Origin of the sequence: Flavobacterium arcticum, assembly GCF_003344925.1 — a bacterium.
GTDB classification, from domain to species: Bacteria; Bacteroidota; Bacteroidia; order Flavobacteriales; family Flavobacteriaceae; genus Flavobacterium; species Flavobacterium arcticum.
The window spans coordinates 2,524,850-2,540,386 of sequence record NZ_CP031188.1 but is presented as its reverse complement, the minus strand read 5'-3'; the positions used below and the strand labels follow the sequence as shown (position 1 = coordinate 2,540,386).

Here is a 15,537-nt window from a genome sequence, read left to right as displayed (position 1 = left end):
TTGTAAGGGCATTTTTTATGATTGTAAATAATAAAGTTACCTTAATTGTGCACCTGCATTTTTTTCAAGGTTTGTTCTTATTTTATTCATACTCTTATCAATTTGCTCATCAGTAAGCGTTTTATTATTGTCTTGTAGTATAAAGCTAACAGCATAAGATTTTTTACCTTCAGGAAGATTTTTACCCTCATATACATCAAACAAGTTAATGTCTTTTAGTAAAGATTTTTCTGTTTGCCTTGCAATAGTATATATACTCTCAAAAGAAGTATTAGTATCTACCAATAGCGCCAAGTCACGACGAACTTCTGGAAATTTAGAAATTTCACTATACTTAATTTTTACAGACACAAGTTTAATAAGCGCTCCCCAATTAAAATCGGCAAAGAAAACCTCTTGTTTTATATCAAATTCTTTAAGAATACCTTTTTTAATAGTTCCCATTTCTACTATTACATCTTTACCTATCGTGTAAGCAAAGCCTTCAGCAAAAACATCATTAGTTAATGGTTGAGTTTGTGTTTTAGTTACACCAAGTCTTTGCAGTACCATATCCACCATACCTTTAAACATAAAGAAATCAGATGCTTTTTGTGGTTGTGTCCATGTTTCAGCTAAACGATTACCTGTTACAGTAAGCGTAAGGTGTTTGTTTTCATCATAACCTGATGGTAGCTTGTGGTACGTTTTTCCAAACTCAAATAATTTTAAGTCGGCACGTTTTCTATTAATGTTAAAAGACACAGCTTCTAATGCGCTAAATAGTAATGATTGTCTCATTACCGAAAGGTCGCTACTTAGCGGGTTTAGCATCATTACGTTAAATTCTTCTTTCAGGTTTTCAGAAAGCTTTACATACTCAGGGGTAGTAAGTGAGTTTGCCATCATTTCATTAAAACCTAATGCAACCAATTGATTAGCTACAATATTTTGCAGCTTATAATCTTCTGTACGCGTAGCGTTAGATATAGATGCGTTTAGCTTTTGAGTAAAACTAATGTTGTTGTACCCATATACTCTTAGTATTTCTTCTATAACATCAATTTCTCTTTCTACATCTACACGATAAGACGGTATTACTAATCCGATTCCAATTTCGGACATTGTATTTATTTTAATATCTAGTGATACTAATATCTTTTTTATAGTTTCTACAGGAATTTCCTGTCCTATGGTTCTTTTTACATGTTCAAAGTTCAGAAAAACAGTATGATCTTCTACTTTTTTAGGATAGAAATCAATTAAATCTGAAGTTATCTCGCCACCAGCAGTTTCTTGTATTAATAGAGCTGCTCTTTTAAGCGCATACTGCGTTATTGTTTGGTCGATACCTCTTTCAAAACGGAAAGAAGCATCAGTACTCACACCGTGTCTTTTAGCTGTTTTTCTTACAGATACAGGGTTAAAATAAGCACTTTCTAAAAATATAGATGATGTGTTTTCATCAACACCCGAATTTTTACCTCCAAGTACACCTGCAATACACATAGGACCATTTTCGTCGCATATCATTAGATCTTCTTCATGTAGTGTTCTTTCTATATCGTCTAATGTTGTGAATTTAGTTCCTGCTTTTACAGTTTTTACAATTACTTTATTACCCCTTATTTTACCAGCATCAAATGCGTGTAATGGTTGTCCAAGCTCATGTAAAACATAATTTGTAGCATCTACAACATTGTTTTTAGGTGTAATACCTATTGATTTTAGCCTGTTTTGTAACCATGCAGGCGATGGTTTTACGGTAAGCTCAGATATAGTGACACCACAGTATCTTGGCACAAGTTTACTATCCTCTACCGTTACATCCATTTTTAGTGTACGCTTATCTACTCTAAAATTACTTACAGAAGGTGTTATTAATTCGGTATGAATATTTTTTAGATTCATTCCTGCACGTAAGTCGCGTGCTACACCCCAATGACTCATAGCATCGGCACGGTTAGGTGTAAGTCCTATCTCAAAAACCTCATCCGTTTCTACATCAAATATTTCAGCAGCGGGTGTACCTGGTTTTAAATCTTCGGGCAGCACCATAATACCGTCATGGCTTTCGCCAAGACCAAGTTCGTCTTCGGCACATATCATACCATGACTTTCTTCACCGCGTATTTTCCCTTTTTTTATCTGAAATGAATTTCCATCTTTATCATATAGCATAGTACCTATGGTAGCAACAGGCACTTTTTGCCCAGCAGCTACATTAGGAGCTCCACATACAATTTGTATAGGAGTACCATCGCCAAGATCTACAGTAGTTATGCGTAGTCTATCGGCATTAGGGTGTTGTATACATGTAAGTACATGCCCTACTACTATACCTTTTAGCCCCCCTTTTAGTGATTCAAACTTATCTACACCTTCTACTTCAAGTCCAAGGTCAGTAAGTAGGTTGGCAGTCTCTTCGGATGTCGAGTCTAATTTTATGAACTGTTTTAACCAGTTATAGGATATACGCATTTTAATAAATTGTTTTTTTAAAGCAAGCAAAGATAATAATTACCGATAATATAGCAGAGCATTAGGGACTATTTAGATAAAATATTAAGTACTTATAAAATAACCCTGCTATGTGTTTTTATTACAGGTAATTTGTTTCTGTTAATAAGCCGTAAGTATTACTTCATCAAAATTCTTACATTTGAGCTTTAATACCTTTTTCATGAAAAAAACAGTATTGTTTATTGCATTACTATTTGGTTTTTCGATACAAGCCCAAATAACAAGCCCAGATATGTTTATGCCAAGTTATGGCGAACAAGTAAGCTACCATCATAAACTTGAAGACTATTTTGATGATTTAGTAAAATATTCTGATCACATTAAGAAACAACCCTATGGAGAGACATCAGAAGGACGCCCCCTTAATGCTTATTATATTTCTACTCCTGAAAACTTGAAGGAATTAGAAGAGATAAGACAAAACAACCTTTATCAAATAGGGATGTTACCAAATAAACCAGAAACAATAAACGATAAAGCTATTGTATGGCTTAGTTTTAATGTGCATGGTAACGAAATAGGTGCAGCCGAAAGCGCTATACAAGTAGCTTATGAGTTAATAAATCCAGATAATAATAAAACTAAAAAGTGGCTTGAAAATACAATAGTAATTTTAGACCCTTGTTTAAACCCAGATGGTTATTCTAGATATGGCAATTGGTTACGGTCTATAGCAGGAGAAGCTGTACATACAGGTTTAAATGACAGGGAACATATGGAGCCTTGGCCAGGTGGCAGGCAAAACCATTATGCTTATGACCTGAATCGTGACTGGGCATGGCAAATGCAACCCGAAACTAAACAACGCATGGCACTATATAACCAATGGATGCCAATGGTGCACGTAGATGTACACGAAATGGGGTATAATGAACCTTATTTTTTTCCGCCAGCAGCAGAGCCTATACATGATTTTGTTACCCAATATCAAAAAGAATTTCATAATAGCATAGGGGAGAACACTTCTAAAAAATTTGATACTGAGGGATGGGGATATTATACCCGCGAACGTTTCGATTTGTTTTATCCAAGTTATGGCGATACCTATCCGTGTTTTAATGGTGCTGTGGGTATGACTTATGAACAAGGTGGTATAAATGCAGGGCGTGCCATAAAAATGAGCAATGGTAATATCCTTACACTACAGGATAGGATAGACCACCACACTATGGCAGTGCTTACAGCTGTAGAAACTGCCTCTATGCAAAAAGAGAAATTGGTTAAAAATTTTAGAAACTATTTTAAAGACAGCCGAGAAAACCCGAAAGGGAAGTATAAAACATATATAGTAAAGAATAATGGGAAAGCGGTGCAGCTTACAAAACTACTGGAGCGAAATAAAATAGAATATGCGTATGCCGATGAAACCAAAAAAACTATGGGTTATCATTACCAGTCAGATAGTAATAAAGATTTTACTGTAGAGCCGAATGATCTTATTGTAAATGTAAATCAGCCTAAAGCGGTACTCACTCAGGTATTTTTTGAGCCACATCAACACCTTTCAGATAGTTTGTCTTATGATATTACTGCTTGGGCATTACCTCATGCTTATGGTATAGAGAGTTATGCTTTAAAGAATAATCTTGTTATAAAAACAAAACAAGAGGTAAGCCATAAAGGCAAACTAGAATATGATAATATATATGGTTACTACATTCCTTGGAATGGGCGAGAATCTGTAAAAATAGTAGCTTCATTACATAAAAACGGTATAAAAGTGCGTTCGGCACAACGTGCCTCCTTATATAGTGGTATCCGTATTAATCCTGGAGACCTTATAGTATTGAAGAGTGATAATAAAAACATAAATGGTTTTGAAAATATTTTAGATGTACTATTGATAGATAAACCAGACTATGAGGTAATAGAAAGTGGCTTTTCAGTTAATGGTGCCGATTTAGGAGGGGAGTACTACACACTATTAAAAGCACCAAAGGCAATGTTGCTGGCAGGTAATGGTATTAGTGCTACAGATTTTGGGCAAGTATGGTTTTATATGGAACAAATTGCTAATTATCCTTTAAGTATTGTAGACCTTCAAAATTTTGATAGAATTGATTTTTCCACTTATAATACTCTCATTTTACCAGATGGTAGATACAGTTTTACAGCATCTCAAATAGCTGAAATTAATAACTTTATAGAGAGAGGCGGAAAAGTTATAGCTATTGGCGGTGCACTAAGTATTTTTGAAGATGCGTCAGGATATAGTCTTACTAAGTTTGTTAGCGATGAGGATAAAGCTATTATAACAGGTAGTGAACAGCAACAAGCTCTTGATAATAGATTTTTAGATTCTAATAACAGAGAGCGCAGCGCTATGTCTAACGCTGTGCCGGGAGCAATTGTAGAGAATGTTATAGATAAAAGCCATCCGTTAACCTACGGGCTGGGGGATAGCTACTATAGCCTAAAAACAGATGCATCTTATTACCAACTTTTAAAAGGAGCTGATAATGTAATATATGTACCTAAAGACTATAATAGCTTCGGTTTTATAGGACACAACCTGAAAAAGAAATTAGAAAATACAGTTACATTTGCAGTAGAGCACAAAAAAGCAGGACAGGTAATTTATATGATAGATAACCCATTGTTTCGTGGTTTTTGGGAAAATGGTAACATCTTGTTTAGTAATGCTTTATTTTTAGTAAATTAAATATATGTTATACTTTTAATTCACTTTAACTTACTTCATTATATGCGAGTTATGTATTGCACTCTACTTTTTCATTAAATTTTGATATCATATCCTCTAGCATTTTAACTGTTAATGGTTTAGTTTTAAAATCAGCTAGTACGTCATGTTTTTTTGATAATGCATAATCGTCAGGATTTTCAGAGGTGGTTAGCATTACCACTACCATTTTAGATTGTAAATGTTCATCGAGTTTTTCATACTCTTCAATAAATTCCCACCCATTCATTCCGGGCATGTTAATATCCAGTAAAATAAGATCGGGATGATCGGCAGAGTTGTTAGCTTTGTTTTTAAGATAATCAAGAGCTTCTTCTGCAGATTCTTTAACAATTACTGTTTCTGCGGCATTAGCTTTTCTTATTACTCTTTCATGAAAAAAATTGTCTGTTTTATTATCATCAACGAGCATGATGCATTTTAACTGTTTCATAATTATTTAATTTTAGATGTTGTGAATTTAAATGTACTTCCTATTCCTAAGGTAGATTCTACCCATATTTTTCCTCCGTGCATTTCGGCTATTTTTTTACAATTTGCAAGACCTATACCATCTCCTTTAAACTCGCTTTCTTTGTTAAGTCTTTTAAATATCTCGAAAACTCTATTATTGTACCTTGTGTTTATGCCTATTCCGTTATCTTTTACATAAAATTCATATTTATTTTCAACCATAGTACAGCCTATGTTTATTTCTACAGGAACATCTTTTTTTCTAAACTTTAGGGCGTTATTTATAAGGTTTTGAAATAATTGCCTAAATTCAATTTCATAACCATTAAATTTAGGTAAATCAGTATCTATTATTATAGTTGCTCCTGTACTGTTTATAAGACTACTAAGGTCGCAAAGAACATCTTCTACAATAGTTTTACTATCTATATATTCTAGTTTTTTATCTCTACCTAGTCTACCAAAATCTAGTATAGAGCGTACTAAAAGATTCATTCGAGATACTGCGTTTTCCATCGTTTTTAGATGTATTTTTATCTCATCATTTATCTGTTCAGGATAATCTTCTTCTAGCAACATTATATAGTTTGAGAGTGTTCGTAACGGCTCTTGCAAGTCATGAGAAGCTATATAATTAAACTGTTCCATTTCTTGGTTTTTAATTTTCAGTTCAATTACTTGTTGGTTAATGATACTTTCTTGTTTTTTACGCTTTGTAATATCAATTATAGAGGCAAGTACCATTGTACCATTTTCGGTACGTATAGGGGTTAGTCCTATTTCTACAGGAAACTCACTATTATCACTTCTTTTAGCATAAAGTTCGCTACCCGCTCCAAAATATCTGTTAGATGGTGCCTTGTGATACCCATTTCTATTATGATGATGGGTAGATTTTATAGAGTTTGGTACAATTAGTTCTACTTTTTGACCAATAAAATTTTCTCTCTTATAGCCAAACATTTTTTCGGCTTGTTCATTTACAAGTCTAATAGTACCAGAACCGTCAGACATTATTAATGCATTAGGCGCAGACTCTACTACAAGTCTAAAATGTTCTTCGGCAAGCCTTTTTCTTGCATCTTTTTTATTAATATTTTCGGTAGCCTCCCATATTATTAAAAGACTTACGAGTATAAAAGATATAGTTAGTAGTGCTGTACCAAACTCAGTATCTACAAGCTTATGTTTATGAGATAAATAGCGCAAATAAGTAAAAACAAATATTACGATACATATTTTAGAAAATAATTGTCTTGCTATACTATTACCTACTTTATCTCCTGTTAAAATTCCCATAATACCTAAATGCGGATGTAATAATGACATTGCAATTGATAGTAATAAAAAACCCAAAGATGTATGTACAGCCATTGAGGTAAGGAATGATAGTGTATAAAACTCAGGGGCATTATACAAATACCCTATCAAAGCTATTATAGCCATAATAGTAACTAAGTTAAAAGCATATTGTATAACAATTAGAGATTTATTGATATATCGTTGAAGTATAAGACCTAGTGACAATATTGTAAATAAAATAGCCGTTATAGGAGACATCCTACCAGGGTAAGGAGACTTATCTGAAATAGCGTCTAAATCCATTATGATTAATTGATCTAGCCCTAAATCATAACCAAAAACTTCTTGAGAATATGTTAAAATACATAAAGTAGCTACAAATACATTTAAAAGTATTACAATTGTTCTTTTTTTGGGAAATGTTTCTAGAATCAAAGAAGTACTCATTATAATAAAACATAATGCTGTGTTTAGTTTCATAGAAATATAATCGGGCATTATACTTTTTAATAAAGGTATGTCTAGAATCCAACCTATTATTACAAGAAATGCAAGCAAGAAAACGGATAAAGATAGTATCCTCGCATAATTATAGATCTTTAGTTTATTTTTTAGCTTCATAGATGGTGGTTAATAATTTTTTGTAAAAGTAATATCAGATATCAAGTTCTTATTACGGAAAAGGTTGATTATATGGTTTATGTAGATAAAATGTATAATAAGTGTCGATGAATGACATTTATTATAAAGTGTAATAATTTTCGTTTTTTTTCAAAAAAATGTTATGCTAAAAAATATTTTAGGAGAGGGGTATTTTCAAATTTTTAATAATTATAATTTATATATTATAAATGTGTGATGTGTGTTTGAAATATACGATTTTTTTGACTTAAAATACTTACATCAGTATAAAAATGTAGTTGCTGTAAGCTACATTTAAATGTCATCTTGTCATATTCTCCTGTCAATTTATAGTTTGTTTGTGGCTTGGCATAGTCATTGACTACTATGTAAGCAAGTTTAGAACATAAACATAAAACAGATTTAGAAAATAAAACTTTTAGACAAAATGAGTAAAATAATCGGAATTGACTTAGGAACAACCAACTCGTGTGTATCCGTTATGGAAGGCGGAGAGCCAGTGGTAATTTCTAATGCTGAAGGAAAAAGAACAACGCCATCAGTAATTGCTTTTGTTGAAGGCGGAGAAATCAAAGTAGGAGATCCTGCAAAAAGACAGGCAGTGACCAATCCTACAAAAACAATATCTTCTATAAAGCGTTTTATGGGTAATAAATACTCAGAAAGCAGCAAAGAAGCTAACAATGTACCTTATAAGGTAGTAAAAGGTGATAACGATACTCCACGTGTAGATATCGACGGACGTCTTTATACGCCACAAGAATTGTCTGCAATGACACTTCAAAAAATGAAAAAAACTGCCGAAGACTACCTTGGGCAAGCTGTAACAGAAGCAGTAATTACTGTTCCTGCTTATTTTAATGATGCACAACGTCAGGCTACTAAAGAAGCTGGAGAAATTGCAGGACTTAAAGTAAGAAGAATTATAAACGAGCCTACTGCAGCAGCTCTTGCTTACGGACTTGATAAAGCTGGTAAAGATCAAAAAATTGCAGTATATGACCTTGGTGGTGGTACATTTGATATTTCTATCCTAGAATTAGGAGATGGTGTATTCGAAGTATTATCTACAAACGGAGATACTCACCTTGGTGGTGATGACTTTGACCAAGTAATTATAGACTGGTTAGCTAATGAATTTAATAGCGAAGAAAGCATCGACTTACGTAAAGACCCAATGGCGTTACAACGTTTAAAAGAAGCTGCAGAGAAAGCGAAAATAGAACTTTCGTCTTCTACACAAACAGAGATTAACTTACCATATGTTACTGCTACTGCATCTGGACCTAAGCACTTAGTAAAAACATTAACAAGAGCTAAATTTGAGCAACTTGCAGACGAGCTTGTAAAACGTTCTATGCTACCATGCGAAAAAGCACTTAAAGATGCAGGTATCTCAAAATCAGATATTGATGAGGTAATACTTGTAGGTGGTTCTACACGTATGCCAAGAATACAAGATGAAGTAGAAAAATTCTTTGGTAAAAAACCATCAAAAGGGGTTAACCCAGATGAGGTTGTGGCTGTAGGAGCTGCTATACAAGGTGGTGTACTTACAGGAGATGTAAAAGATGTACTACTATTAGATGTTACGCCACTATCATTAGGTATAGAAACTATGGGTAGTGTAATGACAAAATTAATAGAGTCTAATACTACAATACCTACTAAAAAATCGCAGGTATTCTCTACTGCTGCTGATAACCAACCATCTGTAGAAATTCACGTTTTGCAAGGTGAAAGACCAATGGCTGCAGATAATAAAACTATCGGTCGTTTTCACTTAGATGGTATCCCACCAGCACAAAGAGGTGTACCACAAATTGAGGTAACATTTGATATAGATGCTAATGGTATCATCAAAGTATCGGCTACAGATAAAGGAACAGGTAAATCGCATGATATACGTATCGAGGCTTCTTCAGGATTAACTCAGGAAGAAATCGACAGAATGCGTAGTGAAGCAGAAGCTAATGCAGAATCTGATAAAGCAGCTAAAGAAAAAGTAGACAAACTTAATGAGGCTGATGGTATGATTTTCCAGACTGAAAAACAACTTTCAGAATTTGGAGATAAATTATCTGATGGTAATAAAGATGCTATTGGTATGGCATTAACTGAGCTAAAAATGGCTTATGAGTCTCAAGATATAGCTACTATACAGCCAGCTCTCGACAAGATAAATGAAGCTTGGAAAAATGCATCAGAAGAAATGTACAAAGCACAAGCAGAAGGTGGAGCTCAAGGTGGTGCAGAACAAGCACAGCCAGAAGGCGCACAAGCTGGTGGCGATGATGATGAAGTACAAGATGTAGACTTCGAAGAAGTAAAATAATTCTCATCTAAAAACTAATTTAGATAAGAGATTATAGATAATAGAAAAACGCTCCGCAATTTGCGGAGCGTTTTTTGTTAATTACTATTTTATATTATCTAAAAATATTGCCTATCCAATGAAATATCCTACCAAAGAAGGTTCTCTCTTTTATAATGTATACATCTCCCAATAAAGCAGAATCCTCCTCTAAAACGATATTATAATTTGTATTCTGATTTATTGTAATATTTTGTATTTTATAACCAATGTAGTTTACTTCTAATCTATCTCCTTTATTTGCTTCGACGCTAAACTTACCATCAATATCTGTTTGAACTTCTTGTTCAGTTGTTTTGTTTATTATAGAAGCAGTAGGCAAAGGTCCTATATGATCTGATACAACACCTGTAATAATATCTTTTGAGGTAGGGGTAACCTCTATATCACCCAATATTTCATTATTTGTTTCGTGTTGTTCTGTATTTGTAGGTTCTTGTGCTACAATTTCATGAGTACCAACTCCTATAAAAGATACTATTGCTGCACTTGCTGCTAACCATAACCATAGGCTCTTTTTTTCTTTAGGTATGACTAAATCACGATCTAATTGATCATGTCTAAAACGCCCGCAAGCTGATTTATCATTGTTTAAAATTGATTTAATCTCTTTGTCGGATACATTAGTAAAATCATGTACTTGTTTTTGACAAGAAGTACAAAAACGTCCTTTTTCTACAGAGGTCATTTCCTCTCAATTTTCATTGCAGGGCTTTGGAATTGCTAAGTTGATTCTTTTTGTTCATGCCTATCTAAATAAGTTGCTTATACTGTGAAAAATACGCCCGAAGAAGCTTTTTTTGTTAACTATTTCAGGTTCTTGAATTTGTTGATGATACTCAAAAACTATATTATAATCTCTATGAATTATATTAGTAAATCTGTTTTCGGTAATTATTATATTTTTTTTGGCATAGTTCATATAGGAGATTTCAAGAGTATCACCTTTTTGCGCATTAATAGTAAATTTCCCATTAATATCAGTTGGTACAAGCTGTCGAGTTGTCTTATTAAAAATATGAGCTCCTTGTAAAGGAATAAATCCTTCATTTGAACTTTTTAAAATAAAACCTTCTTGAACTGAGTTATGTTTTTCTGGTAATGATATTAATTCACTGCGGTCAAAAGGAGGGGTTTCTAAAAAATCTTTCCAGCGTATTACAAGCTCTCTAAAATCTTCTAAAGGACAAGTGCCTATGATATTATTACCATAATCATCCCAGTACTCAATTTCCTGAGGAGTTATATATGCTGTATACATGTAGTTAGAGATATCGGGGTCGTCGATTAAATCAAATTTTCCTGAAAGGGTTAAATCAATATCTTGTATTATTCTTTCCAAAGTATTTTTGGAATTATAAGATACTATATAACCCATGTCAGAATCTAATCCATAATGACATTTCCTGACTCTGCCATAGCTTATTTCATTAATAAACTTTATACCTCTCTTTTCTAATATATCCATGATAGCTTTTATAAGAAGAAACTTGAAAGTAACGGATTTAGATTACTTTTTTAATAACACGTAGTTTATGTGTATGTCTATTAGTATCAATGTTATAAATGCCTAAATGGTCTAAGCGGTCTATACGCACTTTGCCATGTGCATGAATAATGTAGTTGTCTTCCATAATAATACCCACGTGTATTATAACACCTTCTTCGTTATCAAAAAAAGCAAGATCTCCGGGTTCACTTTCTTCTATAAAGCTAAGTGCTTCACCTTGTGTAGCTTGTTGTGAAGCATCGCGTAATAACTTATAACCGTTTATTTTGTATACCATTTGTGTAAACCCCGAACAGTCAATACCAAAAGGTGTTTTACCACCCCAAAGGTAAGGAGCATTAAGGTACATAAATGCCGTGCGCAGTAGGTTGTTTTTGCCTGTTATCCCCGTAGTTTTTAAACCTTCAAAACTATAATTTTCGATATTAATACCTGTGTGGTCTAAAAATGATAACGAAGCTCCTATGGGTATGGGTAATAACTGATTGTTTGTGGCTGTTACATATTCTATAAGGTCGGCGTTCAGTACCGCAGGACCTTTACTAAGGTAGTTGTAATCTATTTCGGTTATTGTTCTAAATTGCTTATTGTCTATCCATCCAGTATACTTATCAAAAGCTAGTTCAATAAGCGACCATTTCGGACTTTGCTCTAAAATCCTGAAATGTTCTCCAAACAATACCTGCGATGTCATTTCGCTTCGGTCAGAGGGTTCTAGCCGTAGTGGTACAATGGCAAGGTTACAAATACCAAACATCATTATAATTTAATAATTTTTATTTCTTACTGACTTAGTGCCAAAAAAAATTGGCGTTGCTTCCATCATAAACCACAAATATAGTAGTTAATTCTGAAGCAACGCCAAATACTGTAGCTGTTTTAACCGAAGTTAATAACAACTTTATGTGTAAAAAGTTCTTTCGTTATGCTCTTTCGATAACAATAGCCGAAGCACCGCCACCACCATTACAAATAGCTGCAGCACCTGTTTTGGCATTGTTTTGTTCTAATACGTTAATAAGTGTAACTATAATTCTTGCACCAGAACATCCTAGTGGATGACCTAATGAAACTGCACCACCATTTACGTTTACTTTTGCAGCATCAAGACCTAATATGTTAGTATTAGCTATACCTACTACAGAGAATGCTTCGTTAAACTCAAAAAAGTCAACATCATCTTTACTTATACCGGCTTTATCTAATGCTTTTGGTAATGCTTTAGATGGCGAAGTTGTAAACCATTTTGGTTCTTGCTCAGCATCAGCATACGACTTGATGTAAGCCAATGGTTTAAGTCCAAGCTCGTTTGCTTTCTCTTCGCTCATAAGTACTAATGCTGCTGCACCGTCATTTATAGTTGAAGCATTAGCAGCTGTTACTGTACCTTCTTTTGTAAATGCTGGACGTAAACCAGCAATTTTATCCATTTTTACATTAGTGTACTCTTCATCTTTAGTAACCATTACAGGTTCTCCACGGCGTTGTGGTACTGCTACAGGAACAATTTCGTTATCAAATTTACCTTCGCTCCATGCTTTAGCAGAACGCTCGTAAGAGTTAACAGCAAAAGCATCTTGCTCTTCTCTAGATATATTATATTCAGTAGCACAAAGATCGGCACATACACCCATAGCACTATTGTCATAAGCATCGCTAAGTCCATCTTTTTGCATACCATCTGTCATAGTAGCAGGACCAAATTTATGCCCATTTCTCATGTGTACATAGTGGGGGATAAGGCTCATGTTTTCCATACCACCTGCAACAATAATATCAGCATCGCCACACATAATGCTTTGCGCTCCTTGCATAACGGCTTTCATACCCGATGCACATACTTTATTAATTGTTGTAGCAATAACACTATCAGGAAGTCCTGCATGTTTAGAAGCTTGTCTTGCAGGAGCTTGCCCTACACCAGCTTGTACTACGTTACCCATTAAAACTTCATCAACCTTACTACCGTCAAGGTTTATTTTTTCTAATGCTCCTTTTATAGCAGCAGCCCCAAGCATTGGAGCAGGTACTGTTGATAAAGCACCCATAAAGCTACCTATTGGTGTACGTACAGCCGAAACAATTACTACTTTTTTATTTTCCATTATTAATGCTTTTATTTGTTGATATTGCGAAATTAATGATTTTTACGGTTTATGAAACCAAAGTGTTTAAAAATATTCGTTAAATAAAGGAATATATTGTGAATGATTTATATTTTTGAATACTGACATACTACTCAATATTAAAACTATATCCATATATACTTTAAAAATTTTATTTAGAATAAAATCAATAGCTTAGTTTTTGCGTAAACAAATAGGGTGAATTATTAAAATGTATTTAATGTTTACTAGAGGATTATTCGCAAAACACACCCGTCGGTATGTCGACGAGTGTGTTGTAATAAAAGGTTACTATGAGTAGTTTTTATGGTTTTTAGTTAACTGAAAAAATTACCTAAAGCAATACGTATAAAACTTGCTACTAATGTTTTACCCGATGGCGGTATAGATGGGTTTTGGTTACATACATCATCATAAGGGAAACCATATGCTAACCCGTTAGTGTTGTATTCATGAAACCATTTTGCCCATTGGTTATATGTTGTTCCTGCTGAATAAAAAGTACTTACTAAGCCTGAACAGGTACTATCATTAAGGTTTGTAATTACTGTACCATCTGTACTTACTACAACCCCTCTATTAAATGCAGCACCAATCATTTTGCCTACATTTTTTTGAGCAGAATCTCCGCTTGCTAATGAATTTGCACATTGCCAAATATCATTGGATGTAATAATATTATTAGTAGAACCTGTTAAGAAAAATGCTACACTTGGCGGAGTATTAGAACTGAGAGCTGTGGCTAATTCTTGCATTGTGGCATAGTTTCCTTTATAAAAAGCAAGGCTACCTGCTGGGTATTTAGCAGGTGTTGCTATTGTAGCACCATTAACAGGGAAAACAACTCCTGTGTAATACTTTGTGGATGGATCATGTGTAACTAATGGTGTTGTTTGCCAAGCAGTGTAAGCAGTTGCAATATTGGCATCAAAATAAGTATTCATTGAAGTATTTGCACCACTTATAGTTACTGGAGATATAGCTCTTAAATAATTAATATTATCAGGGTAAGCTGGAGCTGCATTAGTTGTTACAGGCACAACTGCTCCGTTATTCCCAAATGGTGCATTTGCTGTGGCAATAGTCCTTAATATTGTTTTTCGAGATGTATTTAAAGCACCTTGCGTTGGGTAAGGGGCTTTTCCAACCGCTGTCCCAGTAAGGGTTAGTGGAAACCCAAATTGATTTACTTGCGTGGTGTTACCGTTAAAGTTACCTTCACTATCATATGAAAATTCGATCCAATCATACAGCGTTAAAGAACCTGTAACTCCTGAACCATTTCCATAAACGGGTGCAGTATAACCGCTATTTTGAATTGTGAAAGGTAATTTTGGAACTCCTACTGAAAAATATACCCTACCACTAAATGCCGACGTGCCCGTCCCTAATCCTGGGATGGTAGTGGTATTTATATTTCCTAAGTTTAAAATTAAGTTACCACCTACTTGTACAGGTATACTATAATCTGCCCAATGTAAAGGATAGTTAGGAGCAATAGCATTTTGTGCAGCAGAACTAAGTTTATCCATACCCGGAAATGTTTGTGCAGGTATGGTATTATCTGAAGTGCTCATTATTTTCGGATTTCCATTATTATCGATGTAATAAAATGTTGAAGTTACTAAGCCTACAATATAAATATAAACAGGTGTACCTATGGGTAAATCAGTTTGTGTTAAATCAATAATAAGTTGAGCTTCCAGAGTGCCGGTTACCCCATTTGAGTTGTTTTTCATAATAGTAATTTTTTAGTTGGTTATAAATGTTTTGCTAAGTTATTGAAACGCAATAGATTAAAACCCCGTGATTTTACGTGATTTTTAAAATATTATATAAGTATCCTAATACAATTTATTTATTAGTATAGTATGCAAAAATAAAAGTCTAAAACCCATAAGCGTTTTAGACTTTTATATTGTAATTG

At 33.9% G+C, this 15,537-nt stretch carries 10 protein-coding genes; 2 read left to right on the top strand and 8 right to left on the bottom strand.

Going from position 1 to position 15,537, the window contains the following annotated elements:
• Nucleotides 1-36: 36 nt before the first annotated feature.
• Nucleotides 37-2,460, bottom strand: coding sequence for a phenylalanine--tRNA ligase subunit beta (pheT, locus tag DVK85_RS11460; protein ID WP_114678571.1), 2,424 nt, complete (start codon nucleotides 2,458-2,460; stop codon nucleotides 37-39).
• A gap of 202 nt (nucleotides 2,461-2,662) precedes the next feature.
• Between pheT and DVK85_RS11455 the strand changes: the two genes are divergently transcribed.
• Nucleotides 2,663-5,164 carry a M14 family zinc carboxypeptidase gene (locus DVK85_RS11455; RefSeq protein ID WP_114678570.1) on the top strand — a complete coding sequence of 834 codons (2,502 nt, stop codon included), beginning with the start codon at nucleotides 2,663-2,665 and terminating at the stop codon, nucleotides 5,162-5,164.
• 49 nt (nucleotides 5,165-5,213) lie between these two features.
• Here DVK85_RS11455 and DVK85_RS11450 read toward each other — a convergent pair whose 3' ends face one another.
• Together DVK85_RS11450 and DVK85_RS11445 are read right to left on the bottom strand one after the other, a co-directional pair.
• Nucleotides 5,214-5,636 carry a response regulator gene (locus tag DVK85_RS11450; protein WP_114678569.1) on the bottom strand — a complete coding sequence of 141 codons (423 nt, stop codon included), beginning with the start codon at nucleotides 5,634-5,636 and terminating at the stop codon, nucleotides 5,214-5,216.
• Nucleotides 5,637-5,638: 2 nt separating this feature from the next.
• Nucleotides 5,639-7,579, bottom strand: a complete 1,941-nt coding sequence (locus DVK85_RS11445) for a sensor histidine kinase (RefSeq protein WP_114678568.1) — start codon at nucleotides 7,577-7,579, stop codon at nucleotides 5,639-5,641.
• A gap of 448 nt (nucleotides 7,580-8,027) precedes the next feature.
• On the opposite strand from DVK85_RS11445, the gene dnaK reads away from it, so the two are divergent.
• Nucleotides 8,028-9,935: a molecular chaperone DnaK gene (gene dnaK, locus DVK85_RS11440; RefSeq protein WP_114678567.1), complete on the top strand. Its 1,908-nt coding sequence runs from the start codon at nucleotides 8,028-8,030 to the stop codon at nucleotides 9,933-9,935.
• A 94-nt stretch (nucleotides 9,936-10,029) separates the two neighbouring features.
• Here the strand turns inward: dnaK and DVK85_RS11435 are convergent, their stop codons facing one another.
• The 5 genes from DVK85_RS11435 to DVK85_RS11415 form a co-directional block, all read right to left on the bottom strand.
• Entirely contained in the window at nucleotides 10,030-10,662 is a 633-nt protein-coding gene (locus tag DVK85_RS11435) for a carboxypeptidase-like regulatory domain-containing protein (RefSeq protein WP_114678566.1), read from the bottom strand.
• Nucleotides 10,663-10,722: 60 nt separating this feature from the next.
• The gene (locus tag DVK85_RS11430) at nucleotides 10,723-11,442 is read right to left on the bottom strand and encodes a carboxypeptidase-like regulatory domain-containing protein (RefSeq protein ID WP_114678565.1); all 720 of its coding nucleotides are present in this window, start codon (nucleotides 11,440-11,442) and stop codon (nucleotides 10,723-10,725) included.
• 37 nt (nucleotides 11,443-11,479) lie between these two features.
• Entirely contained in the window at nucleotides 11,480-12,241 is a 762-nt protein-coding gene (locus DVK85_RS11425) for a C40 family peptidase (protein WP_114678564.1), read from the bottom strand.
• A gap of 166 nt (nucleotides 12,242-12,407) precedes the next feature.
• Nucleotides 12,408-13,589, bottom strand: a complete 1,182-nt coding sequence (locus tag DVK85_RS11420) for an acetyl-CoA C-acyltransferase (RefSeq protein ID WP_114678563.1) — start codon at nucleotides 13,587-13,589, stop codon at nucleotides 12,408-12,410.
• Nucleotides 13,590-13,927: 338 nt separating this feature from the next.
• Complete coding sequence (locus tag DVK85_RS11415) at nucleotides 13,928-15,349, bottom strand: beta-1,3-glucanase family protein (protein ID WP_114678562.1); 1,422 nt, start codon at nucleotides 15,347-15,349, stop codon at nucleotides 13,928-13,930.
• Nucleotides 15,350-15,537: the final 188 nt, after the last annotated feature.

Excerpts from the sequence above, each read along its gene's own strand:
- pheT (WP_114678571.1), bottom strand. The coding sequence starts at position 2,460 with ATGCGTATATCCTATAACTGGTTAAAACAGTTCATAAAATTAGACTCG.
- DVK85_RS11455 (WP_114678570.1), top strand. The coding sequence starts at position 2,663 with ATGAAAAAAACAGTATTGTTTATTGCATTACTATTTGGTTTTTCGATA.
- DVK85_RS11450 (WP_114678569.1), bottom strand. The coding sequence starts at position 5,636 with ATGAAACAGTTAAAATGCATCATGCTCGTTGATGATAATAAAACAGAC.
- DVK85_RS11445 (WP_114678568.1), bottom strand. The coding sequence starts at position 7,579 with ATGAAGCTAAAAAATAAACTAAAGATCTATAATTATGCGAGGATACTA.
- dnaK (WP_114678567.1), top strand. The coding sequence starts at position 8,028 with ATGAGTAAAATAATCGGAATTGACTTAGGAACAACCAACTCGTGTGTA.
- DVK85_RS11435 (WP_114678566.1), bottom strand. The coding sequence starts at position 10,662 with ATGACCTCTGTAGAAAAAGGACGTTTTTGTACTTCTTGTCAAAAACAA.
- DVK85_RS11430 (WP_114678565.1), bottom strand. The coding sequence starts at position 11,442 with ATGGATATATTAGAAAAGAGAGGTATAAAGTTTATTAATGAAATAAGC.
- DVK85_RS11425 (WP_114678564.1), bottom strand. The coding sequence starts at position 12,241 with ATGTTTGGTATTTGTAACCTTGCCATTGTACCACTACGGCTAGAACCC.
- DVK85_RS11420 (WP_114678563.1), bottom strand. The coding sequence starts at position 13,589 with ATGGAAAATAAAAAAGTAGTAATTGTTTCGGCTGTACGTACACCAATA.
- DVK85_RS11415 (WP_114678562.1), bottom strand. The coding sequence starts at position 15,349 with ATGAAAAACAACTCAAATGGGGTAACCGGCACTCTGGAAGCTCAACTT.